The organism is Bovifimicola ammoniilytica (assembly GCF_025567085.1).
GTDB lineage: Bacteria > Bacillota > Clostridia > Lachnospirales > Lachnospiraceae > Bovifimicola > Bovifimicola ammoniilytica.
In genome coordinates, this window is the sequence record NZ_JAOQJN010000008.1 from 119917 (window position 1) to 141132 (window position 21216).

The window sequence follows — 21216 nt, forward strand, 5'->3', positions numbered from 1 at the left end:
GTGTTTAGTTTTATAATTAAAATAGAACATAATTAAAAGAACTCCAAAATATTATGTTACTTTGGGAAAGGTATGATAGTATGAGTAAATTAGAAACCAATAAGAAAAAGAAACGAGATTCTCTTTTAGATTCTGCATTTTCACTTTTTACATCAAAGGGAATTAATAAGACTTCCATTTCAGATATAGCAGAGAAATCTGGTGTAGCAAAAGGAACTTTTTATTTGTATTTTAAAGACAAGTATGATTTACGAAACAGACTGATTGCTCACAAGGCGAGCCAGTTATTCCATAATGCCGATGAAGCTCTTGCCAAGTCAGGAATTACAGATCTTACCGAAGAAATTATCTTCATTGCAGATCATATAATTAATCAATTCTGTGAAGACAAGTCCCTTCTATTATTTATATCCAAAAATCTAAGTTGGGGAATATTCAAATCTTCACTTACAAATCCATCAACAGATGACGAAGTTGATTTCTATGATATATACTCTAGAATTTTAGACAGAGCCGATTATAATCTTAAAGATCCTGAGATTATGCTTTTTATGATTATAGAACTTGCCAGTTCCACTTGCTATAGTTCTATATTATATGAAGAACCAACATCGATTGATATATTAAAACCATATTTATATGATTCCATAAGGGGAATTATAAAGAGACATACCATTTCTAATCTCGAAGATACAGATATAAATGCATAAAATAAATTAGTTCTTTATTTATAAATACAGACACTGTTTGGATTATATATCTCTCTTAATCTAACAAATATACTAATAAGCATTTCATACAAAAACCCACTATTGAATAAATACTTTTCAAATTACTCAATAGTGGGTTTTTATTACTTAATTACTACTTAATTATTATTTTTGTTTGATTGATTAAATTATTTCATTTAATCAGCCATTATTTCAAACTTTATAATTATCATATTATGCTAAAATACGCTTATTTCTTTTGATGTAAGTTCCTCTGTAACAGATAATAATTTTTCGAATTCGTTAACAAGTTCTTCTGATATAGTTTCTGCCTCTAAATATTCTTCTTTTGCTTTATTCAACTCACCTGAATTTAATGCTTCGATAACCTTGCTTCCATATTTATGTAACTGTGTATGTTTAGATTCTATATCATTCCATCTCTCTATAATCTGTGGATTCTTAGGTTTTACTGAATAATAGAAATGTCCAAAACCGCACTTCTTCTCATTAGTCTGTAGTGGAACTGTCTCCTGCTTATCTATCATAGACTTTAATGCACCAATCCAGTTCTTATGTGCATCAATTGCTGCCTTAATTGATTCTTCGAAATTCTTATTATCAAGTTTATAGAATTCATCCTGAGTAAGTACCCCGATATCATCTCTTACTTCATCTAATATATCTTCTACTTCAAATATCGGTTTAATTACATCCGATAATCCATCGCTAACATCTGCTAATACTCTTGATTCGCTTGATAATATATCAATCTGTTCATCAAGATTAGTCATCTGTGCCTCAACCTCATTTATCGAACTACTGATTTCCTGACTTGTTGCGGCAATTGTTGTTATTGATTCATTAATGTTATTCAGGTTATTCTTATTAGATGTATTAATATCTAATACTGATTTAAGGCTTGTATTAATGCTCTCTAATGATTCTACTGTATTTTCTACACTCTTTGAACTCTTGCCTGAAGCCTCTGCGATATTCTCAACAAATGTTCCCATATTACCTGTTAAGACTTTCGTCTGTTCTGCTAACTGTCTGATTTCTTCAGCAACTACTGCGAAACCTCTACCATTCTCACCGGCTCTTGCAGCCTCTATTGATGCATTTAATGCAAGCAAATTAGTCTGTGCAGAAATCGAATTGATACCCTCGATAACTTCATTCATATGTTGGATAACTTCTAACAATGTAGACATATCCTGCTTCATCTGACCTGACTGTTTGATTGCAGTTCCAGATAAATCCATAATTGTTTTAAGTTCTGTTTCACTATCACCGATGCCCTTAAGTATAAGGTTGCAATTTTCCGAAACATTTGTAATTGAATTAGTTAAGTCCTCATGTGCATTTGCCACATCTCCTGCAACTGTCGTAGTTACTTCAGATGTCTTGCTTACATTAACTGCAAGATCTGATAACTCATAACTAATCTTCTTTAAATGATCTGCCTTACTAACCAATGCCAAATCCAATGAGCTAATCTTCATTGTAGAAGATATTACATTCTTAACTATCTTTCCAAATCTTTCTCGTCCACCTTTGAGCCTGTTATACATATCAGCTAATTCAGGAGCAAGTTTTGATGTATCAACTTTTTCTAAGTGTGCAACTGCACTAATCATTTTTACGTGTACTTTATTTCCCATAATGTGCCTCCATCTATGCGTAATGCATTGCTTTTTATTTTTAGTAACAATTACATAAAATCTGCTAATATTATACAACATTTTGGTAATTTTAACAATATATCTTTTAAATAAAAGTACTTCTTTTAAAATCTGCTCTTCCTAAATCCAGGGTATCACAACTAGAACTATATATATAAACTTTCATTAATTCTAGAGTAGTAATTTTTTTCTTTAAATTAGCAATTACTTCATTGAATTTATCGTTTCTTTACCATCTATTTTAAAATACAAATTTGAGTAAGTTAATAGTTATAGCCGGATTATTTATTCATTATCTAATAGAAAAACTATTATTTATAGTTAATATACTATACATAAAAAGAACATCCTGGTCATTGAATTTTATATAATTATTCAGAATCTTTGAAGAAACATATCTAGTATCAATAACAGTAATCTTCTTATATCCCTCTATTAATAAAGGAATTAAACTACTACCATAAGAATCACGAAAAACAATTAATTCCCTATTACTATTTGAAGCAGGATTAACAATATCTATAATAGAAGATGCTCCCGATAAGTATATATCATATTTATCTAATGATTTTATTTTATCATAATCATATATTTGTGTATATTTTTTAGTTTCATAATTATACACACTACTATTATCAATAGATGGATTAGATACAGTTTTTATAGTATCAATATCTTTAGTTACTGATAGTCTACCAGCGTAACTACCTTTGAAAGTAGTAATAGTATTTACAACATTGTTGTTAGTTAAAGAAAAGTTCATTTGATTAGCAATAGTATTTGCAACATTAAATAAATCTTCTTCTTTCCAATGAGTATCAGTCTTATAATAATTATCAAGAGTTAATTCATCAAATATATTTATATAATTAATATTTGATAAATTAGTTTTCATCATATTTTGTAATTTATTATAATCAAGTTTTAAATTACCATTTTTAACAAAAAAATTTTTATCAGGTATAATAGTATAATAAATATTACTATTATTATTCAAATATGTATTTTTTATATAATTAATCTTATTAGTTAAATTATTAATAGAATTACTATTTAAAGGAAATATTTCTTCAATAATATAATCATTATACATATATAAATTATTATATTCACCTTTAGTAGATAATTCGATATCTATTTTAATTTTTCTAAAAGTATCTCTTTCTACAAACTGATCTGTAACATAAGAATCTAATTTCTTAGTATAAGTACCATCAAACAAACTTTTAATAGTTAATTCTGGCATAGTGGCGAGTTTTCTTCTTTCTGCTATGGAAATATCAGTATCTTTTTTTATAACATTAATCAAAAATAATGAAATTATAGTAAAAAGAAATACTAAGGTTACAATTATATCTTTAATTTTATCATTCATGTATAACCTCCTTAAAATCTGAAATATAAAAATGGATTATACGAATTATCTATCAAATAAGAAGTAACAACAACTAATATCACAACTATTAAAATTGGTTCTAAAATATTAATTATGTTATTTACATATTTATTTTTTCTTAATTTATCTATTAATATTTTAATAAAAGGAGTAGATCCAAATAAAGCAATAATTAGTAATGGTAAATAACTCTTTAAGTAATGAAGTGTATAATCATTAATAAAAACTTCTCCATTCATACCAAATAAACCTTTAATATTAGTCAAAGCCACTGACATATTGTCAGAATTAAATATAACAAATAATATCATAACAATAAATAACACATATAGTCTTCTTATAAAAGAAGGTAATTTTTCCATAAATTTATTAAGAAATATTTTTTCTATTATAAGAATAATTCCGAACAATAATCCCCATATTAAAAAAGTCCAATTAGCACCATGCCATATTCCAGTTAATAACCATACTATTAAAATATTTCTTATCTGTTTATATTTACCATCTTTATTACCCCCAAGCGGAATATAAACATAATCTTTAAACCATGTACTAAGAGAAATGTGCCATCTACGCCAAAATTCAGTTATACTTTTTGATATATATGGGTAATTAAAGTTTTCAGGGAAATGAAATCCAAATATTCTTCCAAGACCAATAGCCATATCGCTATAAGCAGAAAAATCAAAATATAACTGCAGCATATAACTTATACCAAATATCCAATAAAATATTATGGTTTTTTCATTTAGAGCAAAAGCTTTGGTACAAAGTTCTCCCAAAGCATTTGCTATCAATACTTTTTTAGCAAGTCCAATAGAAAATCTTCTTATGCCATATGCAAAATTATTAAAACTATGCACTCTATCATCTAATTCTTTTTCTATTGTTTGATATCTAACAATAGGTCCTGCGACTAACTGTGGAAATAAAGATACATAAGTAGCTAAATTTATAATGTTGTGTTGAACTTTAGCTTTTCCATTATATACATCAATAACATAACTTATAATTTGAAATGTATAAAATGATATCCCTATTGGTAATGCAATATTTAATAATTTTATATTTGCATTAGATATTTCATTAATTGTTTGTATAATAAAATCAGTATATTTAAATATTATTAATAAAAATACATGTATAAATAAAGTTGTTATTAATATATTTTTACTTTGATTTTTATATTTATCAATTAAAATAGCTCCTATGTAAGCAATAATAATTTCTAATATCATTAAAAAAACATATTTAGGCTCTCCATAGAAATAAAATATTAAAGATGCAATTAATAAAATAATATTTTTATATTTCTTTGGTGTTATAAAATATATAATTATTAATGCTGGTAAAAAATAATATAAAAAACTAATACTAGTAAATAACATTTTATTCTCCTTTAAAAAGGTCCCTTAAAAGGTGATTATTATTCTGCCGGCATTTCTGATGGAAGTTCTATATTTTCCTCGTTATCTGATTTTTCTAATTCTTTTCCAATATTATTATTTACATATTTCTTAAAATCATTATATACTGCTTTAGCAATATCTTTCTCAGCCATTACAGAGAATATTACATTACCACTATTAGTGATATATAATTGTTCTGCAGAAACACAAATCCAACGTCTCATATCAATATTATCCAGCATCTCTTGTTTGATTTTTTCTACATCTGCGTTGTCTTTAACCTTAACAATAGCTACTGAATAAGCTTGTGCTGTTATCAATGGTACTGACACAACAATTGATTCAATACCCTCATTTGTTTTTAAACCAGTATAACTAGTAACTTCATCAATATTATTTATATCTACTTTCATAGTTTCAAGTTCTGGTAAAACATTTTTGTTATTTTTATTTATAGTATTAATAATGTCATTAATGTCTTTTGGTGTCTCAGCACTTCCCTTGTTACCATTACCTGCTACTAGTATGAATATTATAAATGAGATAACTGCTAATAATATCAAACCTATTATAAAAATATTTTGTTTTTTCATTTCATTCTCCTTCCTAACTCTTAAATCATATCCTATTATTTTCGAAGTTACAAGAAAAAATTATTAGAATTTCAAAAATTTAACCATTTGAAAAGGGCGTGTGAAAAAACGAGAGTTTTTTCATGCGTCCTTTTGCTTATGGATGTAATAGTAGTTATATTACATAAAAAAGGGTATAGTTCCCCTTACCCCATAAGAATGCTATTATGAAATCCTATGCGGCAGTTGCACCTTTTTTCTGTTTGTTGTGATATTTATAAAGATTGTGTCCGATAGAAGCAAGAAATACTTCGAGCAGTAAAGATTTTATTCCTCTTCGGACAATTCTTTTGTACCACCGATTGTTTTTCATGATACCAAAAGTACCTTCTGACTGGATGTATCTGTTCATCCTCAGAAGTGCTCCCTGGATACTTTCGAGATTTTCTATCACTTCCTGATGCATCGCTGTAAGTTCGCGGTTGATCCGAACAGTACGGTTTTTATCTGTCTTTTTACATTGTTCTGCGTATGGATGAAGTTCTTCCCTGAAAAGCTTGCCGAAATTGCGTTCTGCACCTTAATCTTTTGTTTTTGTATATTCACTTTTTGAGTGGACTTTCCTCCTTTGATTTTCTTTAAAGCTTTATGCTTCATAAACTCTTCTTTTATATAGTTTTTTCAAAACAACTATGGTAATATAGAGTTATCACAATCTTAGCTTCCTACTATTCAACGGTTCCTTTTCGCCATATCCAGTGGGGTGGGTAAAGATGACCCAATAAGTGAATGTAATTGAAGAAATTAAAAAAAGGACTATTTTTTATGAACAATATAAAAGAAAGAATAAAAATATTTTCAGGGGCGCAGCTTAAATACATTGCTTTTCTATCTATGCTTATCGATCACACAAACAAAACGTTAATCTATCCGAATTTGGATGGAGGAGCATTGAATCGGTTGAGTGACTTTTTTGATATTTTAGGAAGAATCGCATTTCCAATATTCATCTTCCTTCTCGTGGAAGGCTATTTCCACACAAAAAATAAATGGAAGTATTTAATTACACTTCTTGTATTTGGAGTAATATCAGAAATTCCTTTTGATATGTGTACAACAGCTACATTTTTTGAAGCCAACTGGAACAATATTATGTTTACGTTAGCCTTGGTGCTTGCCATGATCTGGCTGATTGATGTACTCAAGGAAAAGATGGCAGCATTGCCGAAAGCTTTATGGTATTTCGTATCATTTCTCATTGTGGCAGTATTGTGCTTTGCTGCAATGAATCTGGGATTAGATTATGAACACCATGCGGTGCTGATTGGATATTTCTATTATATTTTTCATGACCGACAGGCACTTGCGATTCCATTTTCCTATCTTTCCATGTTCAAAGAACCATGGGCTTTGCTTGGATTTGGCCTGACACTTACTTATAATGGAGAACGTGGAAAACAGAATAAGTGGTTTAATTATCTTTTTTATCCAGTACATTTGCTGATTTTAGGAATTATAAGAATGTGTCTTAAGATTTGAATATGAAATTTTAAAAATAAGGACTTTTCTTTTAAAATGAACGAAAAGTCCTCTTTTTACGTAGATGACTGTTATTTCACAGCCCCTTGCTCTGCGGCTATAAGCCTGTGATACCTGCCGGCTCTAAAGAGCTTTGAAGAGTTCGCCAGCAGCACCACTATCAAAGGCTTGCCTCTTAAAGGAGCTTTTCTTATGCCTTCTTTACCGGCTCACCCGTAAATGGTTTGATGTACTCCTTCAATGAGAATTCTCAAAAACTAAATTCTCAAAATCCAATAATTTTTATATTATTATTAACTTTTAACAATATAATAGCATTATTAACTATTTCTTGTTGTTCTTTATCAGTAAAATTTAATATATTTAATTAGGACTAACAATTGGCTGGTATAATATTTCTTCTATCACCTGTCTTCTACACTAATCTGGCACTTCACCTTAGTTCCTCCCTCTGACACAGTAATGGTGGCTTTACCCTTTTTAATTGCTGCAACCTGCCCTGATTTTGTGACAGCTATAACCTTTGAGTTACTTGAAGAATATTTTGGTCTATATCCATTAGAAACTTTTGCATACAGATTCTTACTTTCACCAACTTTCATAGTAAACTTATAACTTTCTAAAGTTATCACAGGTTTCTTTACATTTACAGTACACTTTTCTATCTCTCCGTCTACTTTTACACTAATTATGGCAACCCCACTATTTACTGCCTGAATATTTCCACTTGAATCTACTTTCGCAACACTTGACTTGCTACTACTGAATTTCGGTTTATTTCCTGATGATATGGTTGCCGTCAGTTTTCTTACACTTCCTTTTTCCATATTTATACTTATATTTGACAATTTTATCTCTGTTCTGTTAACTGTTATTAGACAATACGCTACAGCTTTGCCACTCTTAACTGTTATTGTTGCTTTTCCACTTTTCTTCGCCCTTATCAGACCATATTTATTTACTGATGCAATATTAGACTTATTACTTGAAAATGTTGGTTTCTTCCCACTTGATGTTATAGCTGCTAACTGAAATTCATCTCCAATATCCATCACATTATAATATTTAGATAAAATTATAAACTGATTTAACTGTTTGTCCCTGGCATATACATTCTGTGTACATATATCCGTATATGCAGATGCCATAATTAAGACACAACTTACTACTGTCAATACAATTAATTTTTTAACCCTTGTCTTCATATATGTATCCTCCTGTTCATCATTACACTTTCATCTAATATCTACGATCGTATCTTAGATTATTACATTAATCTGTTTTCCCTGGGATTAGATAATATCATTTTTTTAATTTGTTGTAAATATGTTTTAGGTAAACTTATAGTACGTGTTTACGTTTTAATTTTACAACACATTTTTTCATCTATAAATGCTATACCTTTTAATGTATTTTAACAAAAAGAGCTTTAAATTTTCCATTTAATTCCATTTACGGAGGATGTAATGAATAATAACTTTGTACTAAAGAAATTGTATGATTTATGTAATATTAATAATTTTTCGACATACAGATTATCCCAGGAATCAGGCGTTCCCCTTACAACAATTTCAAGTTTGTATAAAAACGACTCCTATCCATCAATTCCTACATTAGTCAAACTATGTTCCGCATTCAATATAACACTTAGCGACTTTTTTACTTCTGCTAAATCTCCGGAACAGATAACTGAAGATGATTTAATTCTTCTTAATTATTACCATTCACTTACTCCTGCTCAGAAGAAATATCTTTTCACATATATATCCGGGCTTATTTCTGACACCGATTTATCATAAATACTATCTTACTTAGATTTAAAACAAATATTCTTTAAAATTAACCTGCTAACAACCTGCTAATTCAATACTTGATGTTTATTGTATTTATTAAAAATAATCATCTTGTAACCCATAAGGGTTATAGTTATTACAGTCCATATTTTCATCTGTTAGATTACTGTTAAAATGGGTACATTATATATATTACATTTTGGTATTAATATGATGGAAGGTATTATTTATGAACAAAGAACCAGAAACATTTAATTCACTTGAACAGATTAAGAAAATTTGTAAAGAACAGGGTATATCAGTATACAAATTATCAAAGGAAAGTGGTATTCCATATTCAAGTCTTAATAATATGTTTAACAGAAATACCGATCCATCATTATCTACTCTAACCAAAATATGCTACGGATTAAACATATCTCTATCTGACTTCTTTTCATCCGCTCCTTCTAATGTATTACTCCTTAACGATGAAGACAGAGAATTTATGCAATTATATAATCTTTTACCCAAAACCAAAAAGCAACGTCTACGCGCTTACTTAGACGGGCTTGTTGATGATGAACGCTCGAGATAATCAATTTTCTAATACAATAAAGGACTGTCAATCTAAGAATGGAAGATTTCTTAAATCGACAGTCCTTATAATTAATAGAGGCGACAACCAGATTCGAACTGGTGATGACGGTGTTGCAGACCGGAGCCTTACCACTTGGCTATGTCGCCATATTACGTTGCCATATTCAACAGCAACGCATATATTATATCAATATATATTATATTCGTCAAGGATTTTTTTATTCTTCCTAAAATTTTTTTGTATTTTTAGATATCTTACAAAAACTTCATTATAATATTACTATTATAGATAAAACTCAAAATACTGTTAGAACTTATTGCATTCATTATCATTTCACCTGTATGTGTTCCGCTCATAAATGTTACAAACAGGCATAGAACCCATATTACAAATATTCCCTCTACAAGCCCAACTGCACTTCCTAGTAAATTATTCATTTCGTGAATTATCGGCAATCTGCTTATTACATTTAAGAGTGAAATTATAATCCTTAAAATCATTTTCGTTATCATGAACAGAACAAACATCGCCAATGCACTTACAGTAATATCTGTAAGCGAAGTCGCTATATAATCATTAATTGTGTCCACATTCATTGTTAATTTTTCATCTGTCATATTATCCTCTAACAATTTATCTTGTATTGCTTTAGGAAGGTTTAACTGCTCGATTGTCTCCTTTTGTTTTTCCCTGGTAGAGAAATCCAGCTCAGATGTTACATATTTATCTGTATATTCAGTCATCTGTTCCTTTATCTTATCATATACAGGAGTATTATTTTTAATAAACATCTCACATGGTTCTAATAATATTATTGATATTAAAAATGCTACAACAGTTGCTACCAGGGAAATTAAAAGTCTTATCATTCCTCTTTTATATCCATATAAAACCATTCCCGCAAGAAAAGCCAACACGCCTATTAATAATAAAGTTTCCATAGGTCTACCTCATTTCTGTACTTTAAATATTATGATTAAATTTACAGGCTGTAAAAGTCTGATATGCCTGACAATACATTTAATTATCTTTTATCATTATTTTAATTCTATTTCTTCAACATCTGTTCCTGTAATTAATGAATATTTATCATCTTTTAAAGGAACAAGTTTTATAATATTTTTATCAAATGTATAATTGAATCTTTCAACACCTGAGAATGAATACATTCTACAATTTGAACTATCATTCATTACAACATTCTTACCAACAAAACATATGTCACTGAATTTAAAATCAAGTGATTTTGTAAACACTTTTTTACCTGAAGTATCATATACTTTTAATACTTCTGAATAATCTGCCGAATTACTCTTAAATACAATTCCTATATATTTGCTGCTATGGAATACCATATCAATTTTATCCTCAAATTTTTCTTCATATGCAATCTTAGGTTTTTGTTCAATAGAATAAATAGTAAACATATTATCGCCAAATGCTACTGCCGTTGTATTATTTATAAATTCCACATCCGGCACAAGCGTTGATTTATATTGGTTAAAACCACCTACAATTCTGTCCACCTCATTCTGTCCGACCGATGAATAGTTATAGAACACAACCTTCGATTGTGTTGAACCATTTGATACTGATAAATATGATGCCACAAGTCTTGTACCATCATTTGAAATTGAAATATCTATCGGATATCCGTCTCCTGCAAGAACTGTACGTCCACTTGCAATGCTTGTACCATCTTTATCATAAATCTCTATATAGCAGGCGTCACCATCATCTAAAGTCGCAGCAACAACCCCCTGCTTAGACACTTCCACACTCTTTATCGGATATGAAGTCTGTATCTTCCTCTGGTTGCCTGATTTGTCAATAAGTGTAACTTCACATGAATCTTTCTGTGCAATCGCTATATAACCACTACACATATCCATTACAGGATTTTCAATATTAAAAGAGCTATTCCAAACCTCTTTACCACCACTATAATATGACATTCCATAAGAATTATATCTTATTATTCCGTCTGAAAATGCCTTGCAATTCTCCGATACAACCGCCACATCTAAATGTGAAAGACTGACTTTATTAAGAGTCTTATATGAACTATATACCTTATTATTTAATCTTTTCGCATATACAAATATTGCTACAAATATCAATACAACTAATACTGATACCAAAATAAATATTCTTTTTTTCTTTCCGTCTATATTGATTTTATCATTCATTGTTATCTCCATTCTTTAGCTCATAACAACAGTATACCATTGTGTGTGTCATTATGGAAGTAAAATTGTGTCTCCCTCCTTAATATAATTTTCATTTGTAATACTGTTTGCCTGTTTAATACTGTTTATCATATCAATATTCCCATATATTTTTAAACTAATTGAATATAATGAATCTCCAGGCTTTACTATATAATATTGTGGCTCTTGTACAACCGGTGCAACTGTAGGTTCCGGTTCAGGTTGTGTCGTTGTTACCTGCGCAGTTTCGCCAGGCTGATTAGAATTGTCAGCGATATCCGAAGGATTTCCAGTATTTTTTTCATCCGATTGATTTTCCGTACTGTTAATATCACTTGTCTGTTCCTGTACACTTTGTGAATCTCTGTCCTGCGTCTGCATCTCTGACGAATTATTTATATCTGAATTTGCCGTAGTTTCAACATTACCTGCCACATCAATTATCTTCACTGTATCATCACCATCTGTCTGAATCTCCTTTGAGGAATTCATACCTACTATCATACTTTTTAGGTCTTTTAGCTGACCTGATGCATTCATAACCGCAATTGTTCCAAGCAGAACTGCCACTAACATAAATGAAGATGCCGAATATGCAAAAGCAGGTAATCTACGTTTTCTTTCAGAAATATCCTCTGGTTTAATTGTGTCATTCTTAAGTCCGATATATTCTGCAAGCCCATAATTCCCTGAAACTGATTTTTCTCTCTTCTCTCCCTGATTGAAAAATATTTTATGAACTGTAGCATTAATACTTCTCTTTCTACTCTGTTCATAATCCTCAGGAACCTCATTTTCTTCTATATGGAGAGCCATATATGACTGCATATCTGCATTTTTCTCATAATATATATAATATCCCGGAACAGACTTCATTCCACCATCATCATATAGATAGAACGACTCTTCACATTCAACTCTATCTATCAGAAAACACACTTTATCATTTCCAGCGAAATTATCCAAATGAATTTTTTGTATATTAGGCATATCATTTTCAAGCATACCGGGCATTGATGCGAACCAGCCAACGATATCCACATCATCAAAATAAGTCTTAATGTCCTCGTATAAGCCTGTCCACACGTCTTCGTCATAGACAATTTCATTATCTAAAAGTGGCCTTGCACATACAGCTCCTGTAATAAACACATATGCATTCCCATTGTTTCGCTTTATATTTCCTAACAGAATTCCATATTTTAAATCCTTACTGCTGAAATGCTTTACATATGTCATAACAAAATCTTCTACATAGATTTTTTTATTATCATATTCACAATTACCAATCTGCCTTACATTTTTAGGTAATTTAATATTGGCATCATTCTTATTTTCTTCATCTTCACCCTTATAAATTATTTCAATCATAGTGATGTTCCCCTTTCATAAATATAATAGATTGTATCACAGTAATCCTGTAAAAAATGTCGATTTCTATTAATTATTCCAAAAACTTTTCTACAGTTTTCTATAATTTCCCGTATATTTCAACACATTTCTATCTATTATAACTTTCTTCTATGATTTCTAATAATTTTCGCCTTTTGCCACCTTAATTTTTATAACCTGATAAATATATCTGTCTATTAAATCTACTTGCTTATCAAATTAAATGCCTCTTCAATATTCTGTGCCTGGCCGTTTTGTATTAGTTCTATCATTTTCTGTGCAGACAATTTATTTGTATACTGTTTTGTAAAATATTTCTCATATTTATCTGTAATTAATGCTGAACTTTCATTATAGATATTTACTGCATTCTGATATTCTTCAACTTTCTTACTTATCTCATCTTTCTTTGACTGAATAGCTAATGCATGATTAATATTTACCTTGTCAATTATCTCTGTTTTTTTATTTTCCTCAAAATCCTTCAACTTTTCATTCTTAATATTTGTTGCTTCAGTAATTTGCTCCTGAAGTCCTGTGGCTTCCTTATCGAATTCACCAAGGTTATAATAACTTTCATCTTTGTCTGTTTTTATGCCTTTTTTAATCTTCCTTATCTGTTTCTCATTATCGCTGATTTTATATCTCTCAGTACGGATATCTTCTAATGTACCATTATCTTTATCTTTAGTCAGAAGATAAATTGTCATATAAATGCCTATGAATACCACCATAACAACAACCCATAATAAAATCTTTAAGAACCACCATGGTTTAACTATAGCTACCACAATTCCCGGAATCAGAATAAGACCTGCTACAAACACCAATAATTTTACCAGCCATTCTATTCCACCCTGTGTGCAATAAAGAGTATAGAACCATTTCGTGTCACAATATGCAGGCAGTCCATTTTCTTTTAACTTCTTTCTCGCTGTACGATGTAAATCCCTGTTTTCCTCTACAAGTTCCTGAGTTTCACTTTCTATTCTATCTTTCATTCCCTTGTCTTTAGCCTTTTCTCTTTCACTTCGCACTTCTTTAAGACGCTTATTTCCTGCATTAATTATCTTTTCCTCATCACTTATGGCTTTCTGCCGCTCTTCATTAACAGTTTTTTCAACATCTTTATTTAATGCTTCCATTTCCTGTTTTAATTCTTTTTCAAGCTTCTTTCCCTCATTTGCACATACATTTACCTGATTTGAGCATACATCTCTGTTCTCTAAATCACTAATCATATTCTGAAGTTCTTCTATTCCACCTTTTAAGAAATCTGTTTCTTCCATATATTCTCCTTCTTTCTGAATTTATAAACTATATTTATATATGTGTTATTTATAATTGCCATCACAACTTGCTATTGGCAATTCGTTGACATCAAGCTGCTGGTAAATTACCTTTTGACTCTACTATCATTTTATTATTTAATCTACCTTAAGTGCCATATCTCCATCCTTAATCCAGCCCGCTTTTCTAAAGCCCTGTGCTATCATAAGTGTTATAACTCCCGGTAACAGAAAATGCATTACTAAAATCTCTATCATTGTAACTGGAACCGATGTGCCTGCTGCAACCATTGCATCATATGCAGCAAACTGTCCTACCAGGCCTGAGCTTCCCATTCCTGAACCTTCCGGTGTACTCACCATTTTCAATATCGCTGAAGATACCGGTCCTAATATGGCACTTGATAATATTGCCGGAATCCATATAACCGGTCTCCTCACAATATTTGGTATCTGCAGCATACTTGTACCAATTCCCTGTGCGATAAGTCCACCTGTTTTGTTCTCTTTGAAGCTTGCTACTGCGAAACCTACCATCTGACAACAACAGCCTATAGTCGCTGCCCCTGCTGCAAGTCCGGTTATCCCCATTGAGATTCCAATTGCTGCTGAACTTATAGGAAGTGTAAGAATCATTCCCATTGCAACCGCTACAATTATTCCACCCACAATAGGATGTCTGTCTACATTTACATTAACTAGTTTACCAAGCCATTTGATAAATGATGTAATATATGGTCCTAATAATATTCCCGCGAATGAGCCTGACAGAATCGAAGCAAATGGTGTCAAAAGAATATCTATCTTAGTTTTTCCTGATACTAAATGTCCTATTTCAATAGCAATATATGCCGCAACAAATGCGCCTAATGGTTCTCCCGGTCTTCCAAGTGTAATCACAAATTCTGAAGTTCCAAGGCTCTGATACAATGCCGGAAATGCTCCTATCATACCAGCAACTGCTGCCGACACTGTAACTAACGGTGATTCCTTAAATTTCGCTGCGACTCCGACGCCAATTCCTGCGCCAGTAATTGACTTTGCTACATTTGCAATGAAATTCAGATACACCGCAGGTGTTCCACTCATAAATTTTGCAATCTGCGATAGAATTGTTCCAAAAATCAATGTTGAGAACAAGCCTAATGCCATACCTCCTAGTCCGTCTATAAAAAGTCTGTTTAAATATTTTTTTACCATGTGTTCTATACCTCTGATAATACCTTTCCAATACTGTCATTTATCACTAATGTTGCTTTGCTATCCATCGGTGTTGTAGATTTATTAATTAAAATCAAATTTTTGCCTCTGAAGTATTGTATAAGTCCTGCTGCCGGATAAACAGCAAGTGAAGTTCCGCCTATAATGAGTGTATCAGCATTAGCAATATGCATTATCGATTCACTAAGTATATTTTCATCCAAACCCTCTTCATACAATACAACATCGGGTTTGATAATTCCTCCACATTCGCATTTTGGAACACCTTTACTGTTATACATATAATCAAAATCGTAAAATTTATGACATTTCATACAATAATTTCTATGTACACTGCCATGTAATTCATATACATTTTTACTTCCTGCTGCCTGATGCAGACCATCAATATTCTGTGTTATTACAGCCTTTAATTTACCCGACTCTTCTAATCTTGCAAGTGCCTTATGAGCATTGTTAGGCTCCACATCTTTAAAAAGCATTTTATCTTTATAAAACTTATAGAATTCTTCCGTATTTCTCATAAAAAATGTATGGCTCAGGATTGTCTCCGGTGGGTATTTATAACTCTGATTATATAGCCCATCTACACTTCGAAAGTCAGGAACTCCGCTTTCAGTTGACACTCCTGCACCACCAAAAAATACTATATAATTACTTTCTGCAACTATATTTTTTAATTCAGCGATTTTACTGTCCATATAGTCATCTCCTCGTTTATCTTTTATTCCAACATCATTATATATCAAATAACTGAATAAACCAATAAAAAAATCCCACGAAATACCTAAATCGACATTTCGTGGAATCCTATATGCTTTTTTTAATTCAAATTATAATCTCTTAAGTAATTCTTCTCTTTCTTTCTCATAACCTGGTTTACCAAGTAATGCAAACATATTTCTCTTGTAGCTTTCAACACCTGGCTGGTCGAATGGATTAACTCCTGAAATATATCCGCTGACACCACAAGCAAATTCAAAGAAGTAGAATAACTGTCCTAAATAAAATTCATTCTGCTCTGGAACTGTTACCATAAGGTTTGGAACATTACCATCTGTATGTGCAAGAATTGTTCCATTCATTGCACTCTTGTTAATGAAATCCACTGTCTTACCTGCAAGGTAATTTAAACCATCTAAGTCAACTGGTTCTTCTTCTATTTCAAATGAACATTTAGGAGTTTCAACATTAATAACTGTTTCAAACATTATTCTTGAACCATCCTGAATGAACTGTCCCATTGAATGTAAATCTGTTGTTAAATCAACTGATGCTGGGAAGATACCTTTCTGATCTTTTCCTTCGCTCTCGCCAAATAACTGTTTCCACCATTCTGATACATAGTGAACACTTGGCTCATAGTTAGCAAGAATTTCAACTGCTTTGCCTTTTCTATGAAGAATATTTCTGATTGCTGCATATTTAAGTGAATCATTTTCTGCAAATGGAGTATTTAATGCAAGCTCTCTTCCTGATGCTGCACCTTCCATAAGTTTATCGATATCTGCACCACTTACTGCGATTGGAAGAAGACCTACTGCTGTTAAAACTGAGAAACGTCCTCCTACATCATCAGGAACAACGAATGTTTCGTATCCCTCTTCATTAGCAAGATTCTTTAATGATCCCTTAGCTTTATCTGTTGTTGCATATATTCTCTTAGCTGCACCCTCTTTACCATATTTATCTTCAAGAATTTCCTTGAATACTCTGAATGCAATTGCTGGCTCAGTTGTTGTACCTGATTTAGAAATCATATTAATAGAGAAATCTTTTCCCTCTACGATATCCATTAAATGTTTAATATATGTGCTGCTGATGCTATTACCAACATAGTAAATCTCTGGTGTTTTTCTCTGTTCTTTGCTTAAATTATTGTAAAAACTATGTCCAAGGAATTCTATTGCAGCTCTCGCTCCAAGATAAGAACCACCGATACCGATAACTAATAACACATCCGAATCGTTCTGTATCTTCTTAGCTGCTTCCTTAATTCTTACAAACTCTTCTTTATCATAATCAACAGGCAAATCAATCCAGCCTAAGAAATCATTTCCTGCTCCTTTTTTTGTAACTAATGTATCTTTTGCATTCGCAACGATACTTTCCATATTGGCCACTTCATTTTCAGAAATAAATTTGGCTGCTTTTGAGTAATCAAATGTAACTTTTGCCATTTCTACACACTCCTTTGTCTCTTCTATTTAACTTTTACTTTTTAAAAATATTCGTTCTATATTATAGTACCAACGAGAAATTTTGGCAAGCAATTACGCAAGAAATTCATCTAAAACTTCATTAATGACTAACTCTTTATCCTTTGCATATTCTTCATCACTCTTTTTTGATACATCGACTGTATTAATTAAAATTTTATTATTATCCATATTTGTAACATCTGTAATTGTTTTATTATTTGATTTTTTTGCACCTGTAATTGCTTTATTATCTAGCTCTGCATCATCTGTAGTTATTTTATTATCTGAATCTGTTATACATGTAACTGTATTTTTATTATCAACAGATGATTTAGATTTGCCTGTGTCATCCATAAATTCTTCAACATTAATTTTCTCTGCAAATTTGACATATTCCCTTGGATTACATATATAATTAAGAATTTCATTAAATATAATATTCTTTTTATAATCCAATGCAATTATTTCATCAAACAGCTTAAATGCACCTAAAAATATCAATGATACAAAAGTATATACACTCACCTTATTAATATTTTCAATTATTATAATTTTACTGTTACCAATATCTGATAAAATAATCAAATCCATAGTCGCACCAATAATCATACATATCGTAATCGCAATATTTCCATAATTATTAATTCTGTCAAGATTCATTCCAAAACATTTCCACTTATGTAGTTCATTCTTTAAATAATATTCAGGTATATTAATCTGTCTGTTATTTTTAATTTCATTATTAAATTCTTCAATTATCGGTTTTATTTTCTTACAACCAATGAAATTCTGACTTTTAATTTTTTCAATAACCTCATCATAGCAAAGACTACATATTGTTTTGAATACGAATGCAATTATCAATCCAATAGTCATTACAATTACTATCCCACCATTATCAACCATATTTTCTAAATACATCACTTCTATAACTCCTCGCTTTCAAATAATTATACTCATAGATATTTATAAAACTACATTTATATGTTGACATTTCACCTGTTAGCATTTCAATACATTTATAATTATCTACCTTAAACTATATGTTTTGCCATCCAGATTTTTATTATCATATAATTTACCACATATCTTTATCAAATTAAATAGGTTAGAGATAAAAATCGTTCATCTTATTTCGACATTTATTTTTGACTTATATTGTTTTTATAGTATAATATCTTTAAAATTCATATAAAATTATAAGAGGAGGTTCATTATATGGTATATAGAACTAAAGGAACTTGTTCAAGAGAAATTCAAATAGAAACCGATGGAGATATAATAAAAAGTGTACAATTCATAGGTGGTTGTAGTGGTAATACCCAGGGTATTTCAAGCCTTGTTAAAGGTATGAAGATTCAGGAAGTTATCGACAGAACTGAGGGAATTGACTGCGGTGGCAGAGGAACTTCCTGTCCGGACCAGCTTTCTAAAGCACTAAAACAAATTCTTGCAGATCAGAATGGAGGCAAATAATGTCTAAAAAAATCATTTTAACCGGTGGTGGAACAGCCGGTCATGTTACACCTAATATTGCACTTATACCTGGTTTAAAAGAAAAAGGCTATGAAATTAAATACATAGGTTCTTATGACGGAATTGAAAAGAAACTTATTGAAGAAATAGGTATTGATTATCAGGGGATTTCTTCCGGTAAATTAAGAAGATATCTTTCCGCCAAGAATTTTTCTGATCCATTCAGAGTTATTAAAGGATATAAAGAAGCCAAAAAAATTATTAAAAATTTTTCACCTGATATTGTATTTTCAAAAGGTGGCTTTGTATCAGTTCCTGTTGTACTTGCTGCCAAGAAATATAAAGTACCTGTAATAATTCACGAATCAGATATGACACCCGGACTTGCAAATAAAATAGCAATGTCTGCAGCAACTACAATATGTCATAGCTTTCCCGAAACTGCCAATTATCTCCCAAAGGGTAAGGCATTACTTACAGGCTCCCCAATACGTAAAGAACTTCGTGAAGGTGATAAATTGGCAGGTTTAAATATGTGCGGCTTCACTGCTAATAAGCCAATCATTATGGTTATCGGTGGTAGCCTTGGTGCCGTTGCAGTTAATGAAGCAATACGATCTTCATTAGATACATTGTTAAAAAAATACCAGATTGTTCATTTATGTGGAAAAGGAAAAACTGACGAGTCATTAAATAATCGTCCAGGCTACAAACAATATGAATATATTAAAGCTGAACTTAAAGATTTGTTCGCTATGGCAGATGTCATAGTTTCCAGAGCCGGTGCAAATGCAATCTGCGAAATTGTAGCCCTTAGAAAACCTAGTATTCTTATTCCACTTTCTGCAAGAGCAAGTCGTGGAGACCAGTTATTAAATGCTGCTTCTTTCAAAAAGCAGGGCTTTAGTGAAGTTATAGAAGAAGAGGAACTCACAAACGAACTTCTTGTTGATACAATTAATTCCGTATACGAAAATAGGGATAAATATATCAATGCCATTGATAATGCTGGTACAACAGATGCTGTACAAACAATTCTTGACCTTATAGATAAGACAGTTAAGTAACTTATTAAAATAAATAATACATTAGAATAAGCAACATATTAGGATAAAAAATACATTAAAATAAATAATATATTAAAAACAGGCTCATATATTTTGTACTGTAGTCTCTCGAAAGTTTTAACTTTGTTCTATAACGCTTAACTTATTGAGACACTTAATGTACATTTATATGAACCTTTGTTTATTTATCCCTGATTATGCAATTATTTACTTATTTCTGATTATGCTGTTAAAATATTCATACGTTTTGTTACTTTAATACCTCTTTTACCTTTTCTTCTAACTGTGCAAGTTTCTCATCTGTAGTTTCAGAAGCCTTCCACATCTTTATTGCATTATCACCTTCATATCTTGGAATAAGATGCATATGAAAATGAAATACTGACTGACCTGCACATTCACCATTATTCTGTATTACATTGAATCCATCACAGTCAAATGCCTTAGTCATGGCAGTAGCCATTTTCTTTGCTAATACAAACACTTTTGACGCTGTTTCATCATCCATTTCATAAATATTATCAAAATGTTTCTTTGGTAATATAAGTGCATGGCCCTTTGTTGCCGGACCTAAGTCAAAAATAACCTTAAAATTCTCATCTTCATACAATGTATGTGATGGAATTATTCCATTTGCAATTTTACAAAAAATACAATCATCCTTCATTTTTAAATC

20 protein-coding genes, 1 tRNA gene and 1 pseudogene are annotated in these 21216 nt (G+C 30.8%); 6 read left to right on the plus strand and 16 right to left on the minus strand.

Annotation, left to right across the window (positions count from 1 at the left end; genetic code table 11):
- Window positions 1–80: 80 nt before the first annotated feature.
- Window positions 81–710 carry a TetR/AcrR family transcriptional regulator gene (locus OCV48_RS11195; protein WP_021982179.1) on the plus strand — a complete coding sequence of 210 codons (630 nt, stop codon included), beginning with the start codon at window positions 81–83 and terminating at the stop codon, window positions 708–710.
- A 239-nt stretch (window positions 711–949) separates the two neighbouring features.
- Here the strand turns inward: OCV48_RS11195 and OCV48_RS11200 are convergent, their stop codons facing one another.
- The 5 genes and pseudogenes from OCV48_RS11200 to OCV48_RS11220 form a co-directional block, all read right to left on the minus strand.
- A complete protein-coding gene (locus tag OCV48_RS11200; RefSeq protein ID WP_262559691.1) occupies window positions 950–2374 on the minus strand; it encodes a methyl-accepting chemotaxis protein in 1425 nt (474 codons plus the stop codon).
- A 313-nt stretch (window positions 2375–2687) separates the two neighbouring features.
- Window positions 2688–3770, minus strand: coding sequence for a DHHW family protein (locus OCV48_RS11205; protein WP_147591957.1), 1083 nt, complete (start codon window positions 3768–3770; stop codon window positions 2688–2690).
- A gap of 11 nt (window positions 3771–3781) precedes the next feature.
- The gene (locus tag OCV48_RS11210) at window positions 3782–5179 is read right to left on the minus strand and encodes an MBOAT family O-acyltransferase (protein ID WP_147591958.1); all 1398 of its coding nucleotides are present in this window, start codon (window positions 5177–5179) and stop codon (window positions 3782–3784) included.
- A 38-nt stretch (window positions 5180–5217) separates the two neighbouring features.
- A complete protein-coding gene (locus OCV48_RS11215; RefSeq protein ID WP_147591959.1) occupies window positions 5218–5793 on the minus strand; it encodes a hypothetical protein in 576 nt (191 codons plus the stop codon).
- A 214-nt stretch (window positions 5794–6007) separates the two neighbouring features.
- Window positions 6008–6295 (minus strand): annotated as a pseudogene (locus tag OCV48_RS11220) (transposase); the annotation flags it as partial.
- 302 nt (window positions 6296–6597) lie between these two features.
- On the opposite strand from OCV48_RS11220, the gene OCV48_RS11225 reads away from it, so the two are divergent.
- A complete protein-coding gene (locus tag OCV48_RS11225; protein WP_021981919.1) occupies window positions 6598–7311 on the plus strand; it encodes a TraX family protein in 714 nt (237 codons plus the stop codon).
- Window positions 7312–7715: 404 nt separating this feature from the next.
- On the opposite strand, the gene OCV48_RS11230 is transcribed toward OCV48_RS11225, so the two are convergent.
- Complete coding sequence (locus OCV48_RS11230) at window positions 7716–8516, minus strand: Ig-like domain-containing protein (RefSeq protein WP_021981918.1); 801 nt, start codon at window positions 8514–8516, stop codon at window positions 7716–7718.
- Window positions 8517–8777: 261 nt separating this feature from the next.
- On the opposite strand from OCV48_RS11230, the gene OCV48_RS11235 reads away from it, so the two are divergent.
- A complete protein-coding gene (locus tag OCV48_RS11235) occupies window positions 8778–9110 on the plus strand; it encodes a helix-turn-helix domain-containing protein (protein WP_021981917.1) in 333 nt (110 codons plus the stop codon).
- Window positions 9111–9333: 223 nt separating this feature from the next.
- Window positions 9334–9681 carry a helix-turn-helix domain-containing protein gene (locus OCV48_RS11240; protein ID WP_147591960.1) on the plus strand — a complete coding sequence of 116 codons (348 nt, stop codon included), beginning with the start codon at window positions 9334–9336 and terminating at the stop codon, window positions 9679–9681.
- A gap of 78 nt (window positions 9682–9759) precedes the next feature.
- Here the strand turns inward: OCV48_RS11240 and OCV48_RS11245 are convergent.
- The 9 genes from OCV48_RS11245 to OCV48_RS11285 form a co-directional block, all read right to left on the minus strand.
- Window positions 9760–9830 (minus strand) — tRNA-Cys (locus OCV48_RS11245).
- A 108-nt stretch (window positions 9831–9938) separates the two neighbouring features.
- Window positions 9939–10625 carry a CvpA family protein gene (locus tag OCV48_RS11250; RefSeq protein ID WP_147591961.1) on the minus strand — a complete coding sequence of 229 codons (687 nt, stop codon included), beginning with the start codon at window positions 10623–10625 and terminating at the stop codon, window positions 9939–9941.
- 96 nt (window positions 10626–10721) lie between these two features.
- Window positions 10722–11873, minus strand: coding sequence for a DUF5711 family protein (locus tag OCV48_RS11255; protein ID WP_147591962.1), 1152 nt, complete (start codon window positions 11871–11873; stop codon window positions 10722–10724).
- 51 nt (window positions 11874–11924) lie between these two features.
- Window positions 11925–13265 (minus strand): LysM peptidoglycan-binding domain-containing protein, encoded by a 1341-nt coding sequence (locus OCV48_RS11260; RefSeq protein ID WP_147591963.1) that lies wholly within the window; start codon window positions 13263–13265, stop codon window positions 11925–11927.
- Between the two features lie 224 nt (window positions 13266–13489).
- Window positions 13490–14575: a hypothetical protein gene (locus OCV48_RS11265; RefSeq protein ID WP_147591964.1), complete on the minus strand. Its 1086-nt coding sequence runs from the start codon at window positions 14573–14575 to the stop codon at window positions 13490–13492.
- A 138-nt stretch (window positions 14576–14713) separates the two neighbouring features.
- On the minus strand, window positions 14714–15775 hold the full coding sequence (locus tag OCV48_RS11270) for a PTS transporter subunit IIC (protein WP_021981911.1): 1062 nt from the start codon (window positions 15773–15775) through the stop codon (window positions 14714–14716).
- A 5-nt stretch (window positions 15776–15780) separates the two neighbouring features.
- Window positions 15781–16497 (minus strand): NAD-dependent protein deacylase, encoded by a 717-nt coding sequence (locus tag OCV48_RS11275; protein ID WP_021981910.1) that lies wholly within the window; start codon window positions 16495–16497, stop codon window positions 15781–15783.
- A 132-nt stretch (window positions 16498–16629) separates the two neighbouring features.
- Window positions 16630–17976, minus strand: a complete 1347-nt coding sequence (locus tag OCV48_RS11280) for a glucose-6-phosphate isomerase (RefSeq protein ID WP_021981909.1) — start codon at window positions 17974–17976, stop codon at window positions 16630–16632.
- Between the two features lie 93 nt (window positions 17977–18069).
- Complete coding sequence (locus tag OCV48_RS11285) at window positions 18070–18921, minus strand: hypothetical protein (RefSeq protein ID WP_147591965.1); 852 nt, start codon at window positions 18919–18921, stop codon at window positions 18070–18072.
- A 294-nt stretch (window positions 18922–19215) separates the two neighbouring features.
- On the opposite strand from OCV48_RS11285, the gene OCV48_RS11290 reads away from it, so the two are divergent.
- Window positions 19216–19473, plus strand: a complete 258-nt coding sequence (locus OCV48_RS11290) for a TIGR03905 family TSCPD domain-containing protein (protein WP_021981907.1) — start codon at window positions 19216–19218, stop codon at window positions 19471–19473.
- Window positions 19473–20540 carry an undecaprenyldiphospho-muramoylpentapeptide beta-N-acetylglucosaminyltransferase gene (locus tag OCV48_RS11295; RefSeq protein WP_021981906.1) on the plus strand — a complete coding sequence of 356 codons (1068 nt, stop codon included), beginning with the start codon at window positions 19473–19475 and terminating at the stop codon, window positions 20538–20540. The genes OCV48_RS11290 and OCV48_RS11295 overlap by 1 nt, the downstream gene beginning before the upstream one ends.
- A 250-nt stretch (window positions 20541–20790) precedes the next feature.
- Here the strand turns inward: OCV48_RS11295 and OCV48_RS11300 are convergent, their stop codons facing one another.
- Window positions 20791–21207, minus strand: a complete 417-nt coding sequence (locus tag OCV48_RS11300; protein ID WP_021981905.1) for an HIT family protein — start codon at window positions 21205–21207, stop codon at window positions 20791–20793.
- Between the last annotated feature and the right edge of the window lie 9 nt (window positions 21208–21216).

Coding starts and splice junctions, on each gene's coding strand:
- OCV48_RS11230 (WP_021981918.1), bottom strand. CDS start 8,516: ATGAAGACAAGGGTTAAAAAATTAATTGTATTGACAGTAGTAAGTTGT.
- OCV48_RS11215 (WP_147591959.1), bottom strand. CDS start 5,793: ATGAAAAAACAAAATATTTTTATAATAGGTTTGATATTATTAGCAGTT.
- OCV48_RS11270 (WP_021981911.1), bottom strand. CDS start 15,775: ATGGTAAAAAAATATTTAAACAGACTTTTTATAGACGGACTAGGAGGT.
- OCV48_RS11205 (WP_147591957.1), bottom strand. CDS start 3,770: ATGAATGATAAAATTAAAGATATAATTGTAACCTTAGTATTTCTTTTT.
- OCV48_RS11235 (WP_021981917.1), top strand. CDS start 8,778: ATGAATAATAACTTTGTACTAAAGAAATTGTATGATTTATGTAATATT.
- OCV48_RS11210 (WP_147591958.1), bottom strand. CDS start 5,179: ATGTTATTTACTAGTATTAGTTTTTTATATTATTTTTTACCAGCATTA.
- OCV48_RS11195 (WP_021982179.1), top strand. CDS start 81: ATGAGTAAATTAGAAACCAATAAGAAAAAGAAACGAGATTCTCTTTTA.
- OCV48_RS11275 (WP_021981910.1), bottom strand. CDS start 16,497: ATGGACAGTAAAATCGCTGAATTAAAAAATATAGTTGCAGAAAGTAAT.
- OCV48_RS11240 (WP_147591960.1), top strand. CDS start 9,334: ATGAACAAAGAACCAGAAACATTTAATTCACTTGAACAGATTAAGAAA.
- OCV48_RS11260 (WP_147591963.1), bottom strand. CDS start 13,265: ATGATTGAAATAATTTATAAGGGTGAAGATGAAGAAAATAAGAATGAT.
- OCV48_RS11255 (WP_147591962.1), bottom strand. CDS start 11,873: ATGAATGATAAAATCAATATAGACGGAAAGAAAAAAAGAATATTTATT.
- OCV48_RS11300 (WP_021981905.1), bottom strand. CDS start 21,207: ATGAAGGATGATTGTATTTTTTGTAAAATTGCAAATGGAATAATTCCA.
- OCV48_RS11200 (WP_262559691.1), bottom strand. CDS start 2,374: ATGGGAAATAAAGTACACGTAAAAATGATTAGTGCAGTTGCACACTTA.
- OCV48_RS11290 (WP_021981907.1), top strand. CDS start 19,216: ATGGTATATAGAACTAAAGGAACTTGTTCAAGAGAAATTCAAATAGAA.
- OCV48_RS11225 (WP_021981919.1), top strand. CDS start 6,598: ATGAACAATATAAAAGAAAGAATAAAAATATTTTCAGGGGCGCAGCTT.
- OCV48_RS11265 (WP_147591964.1), bottom strand. CDS start 14,575: ATGGAAGAAACAGATTTCTTAAAAGGTGGAATAGAAGAACTTCAGAAT.
- OCV48_RS11250 (WP_147591961.1), bottom strand. CDS start 10,625: ATGGAAACTTTATTATTAATAGGCGTGTTGGCTTTTCTTGCGGGAATG.
- OCV48_RS11280 (WP_021981909.1), bottom strand. CDS start 17,976: ATGGCAAAAGTTACATTTGATTACTCAAAAGCAGCCAAATTTATTTCT.
- OCV48_RS11295 (WP_021981906.1), top strand. CDS start 19,473: ATGTCTAAAAAAATCATTTTAACCGGTGGTGGAACAGCCGGTCATGTT.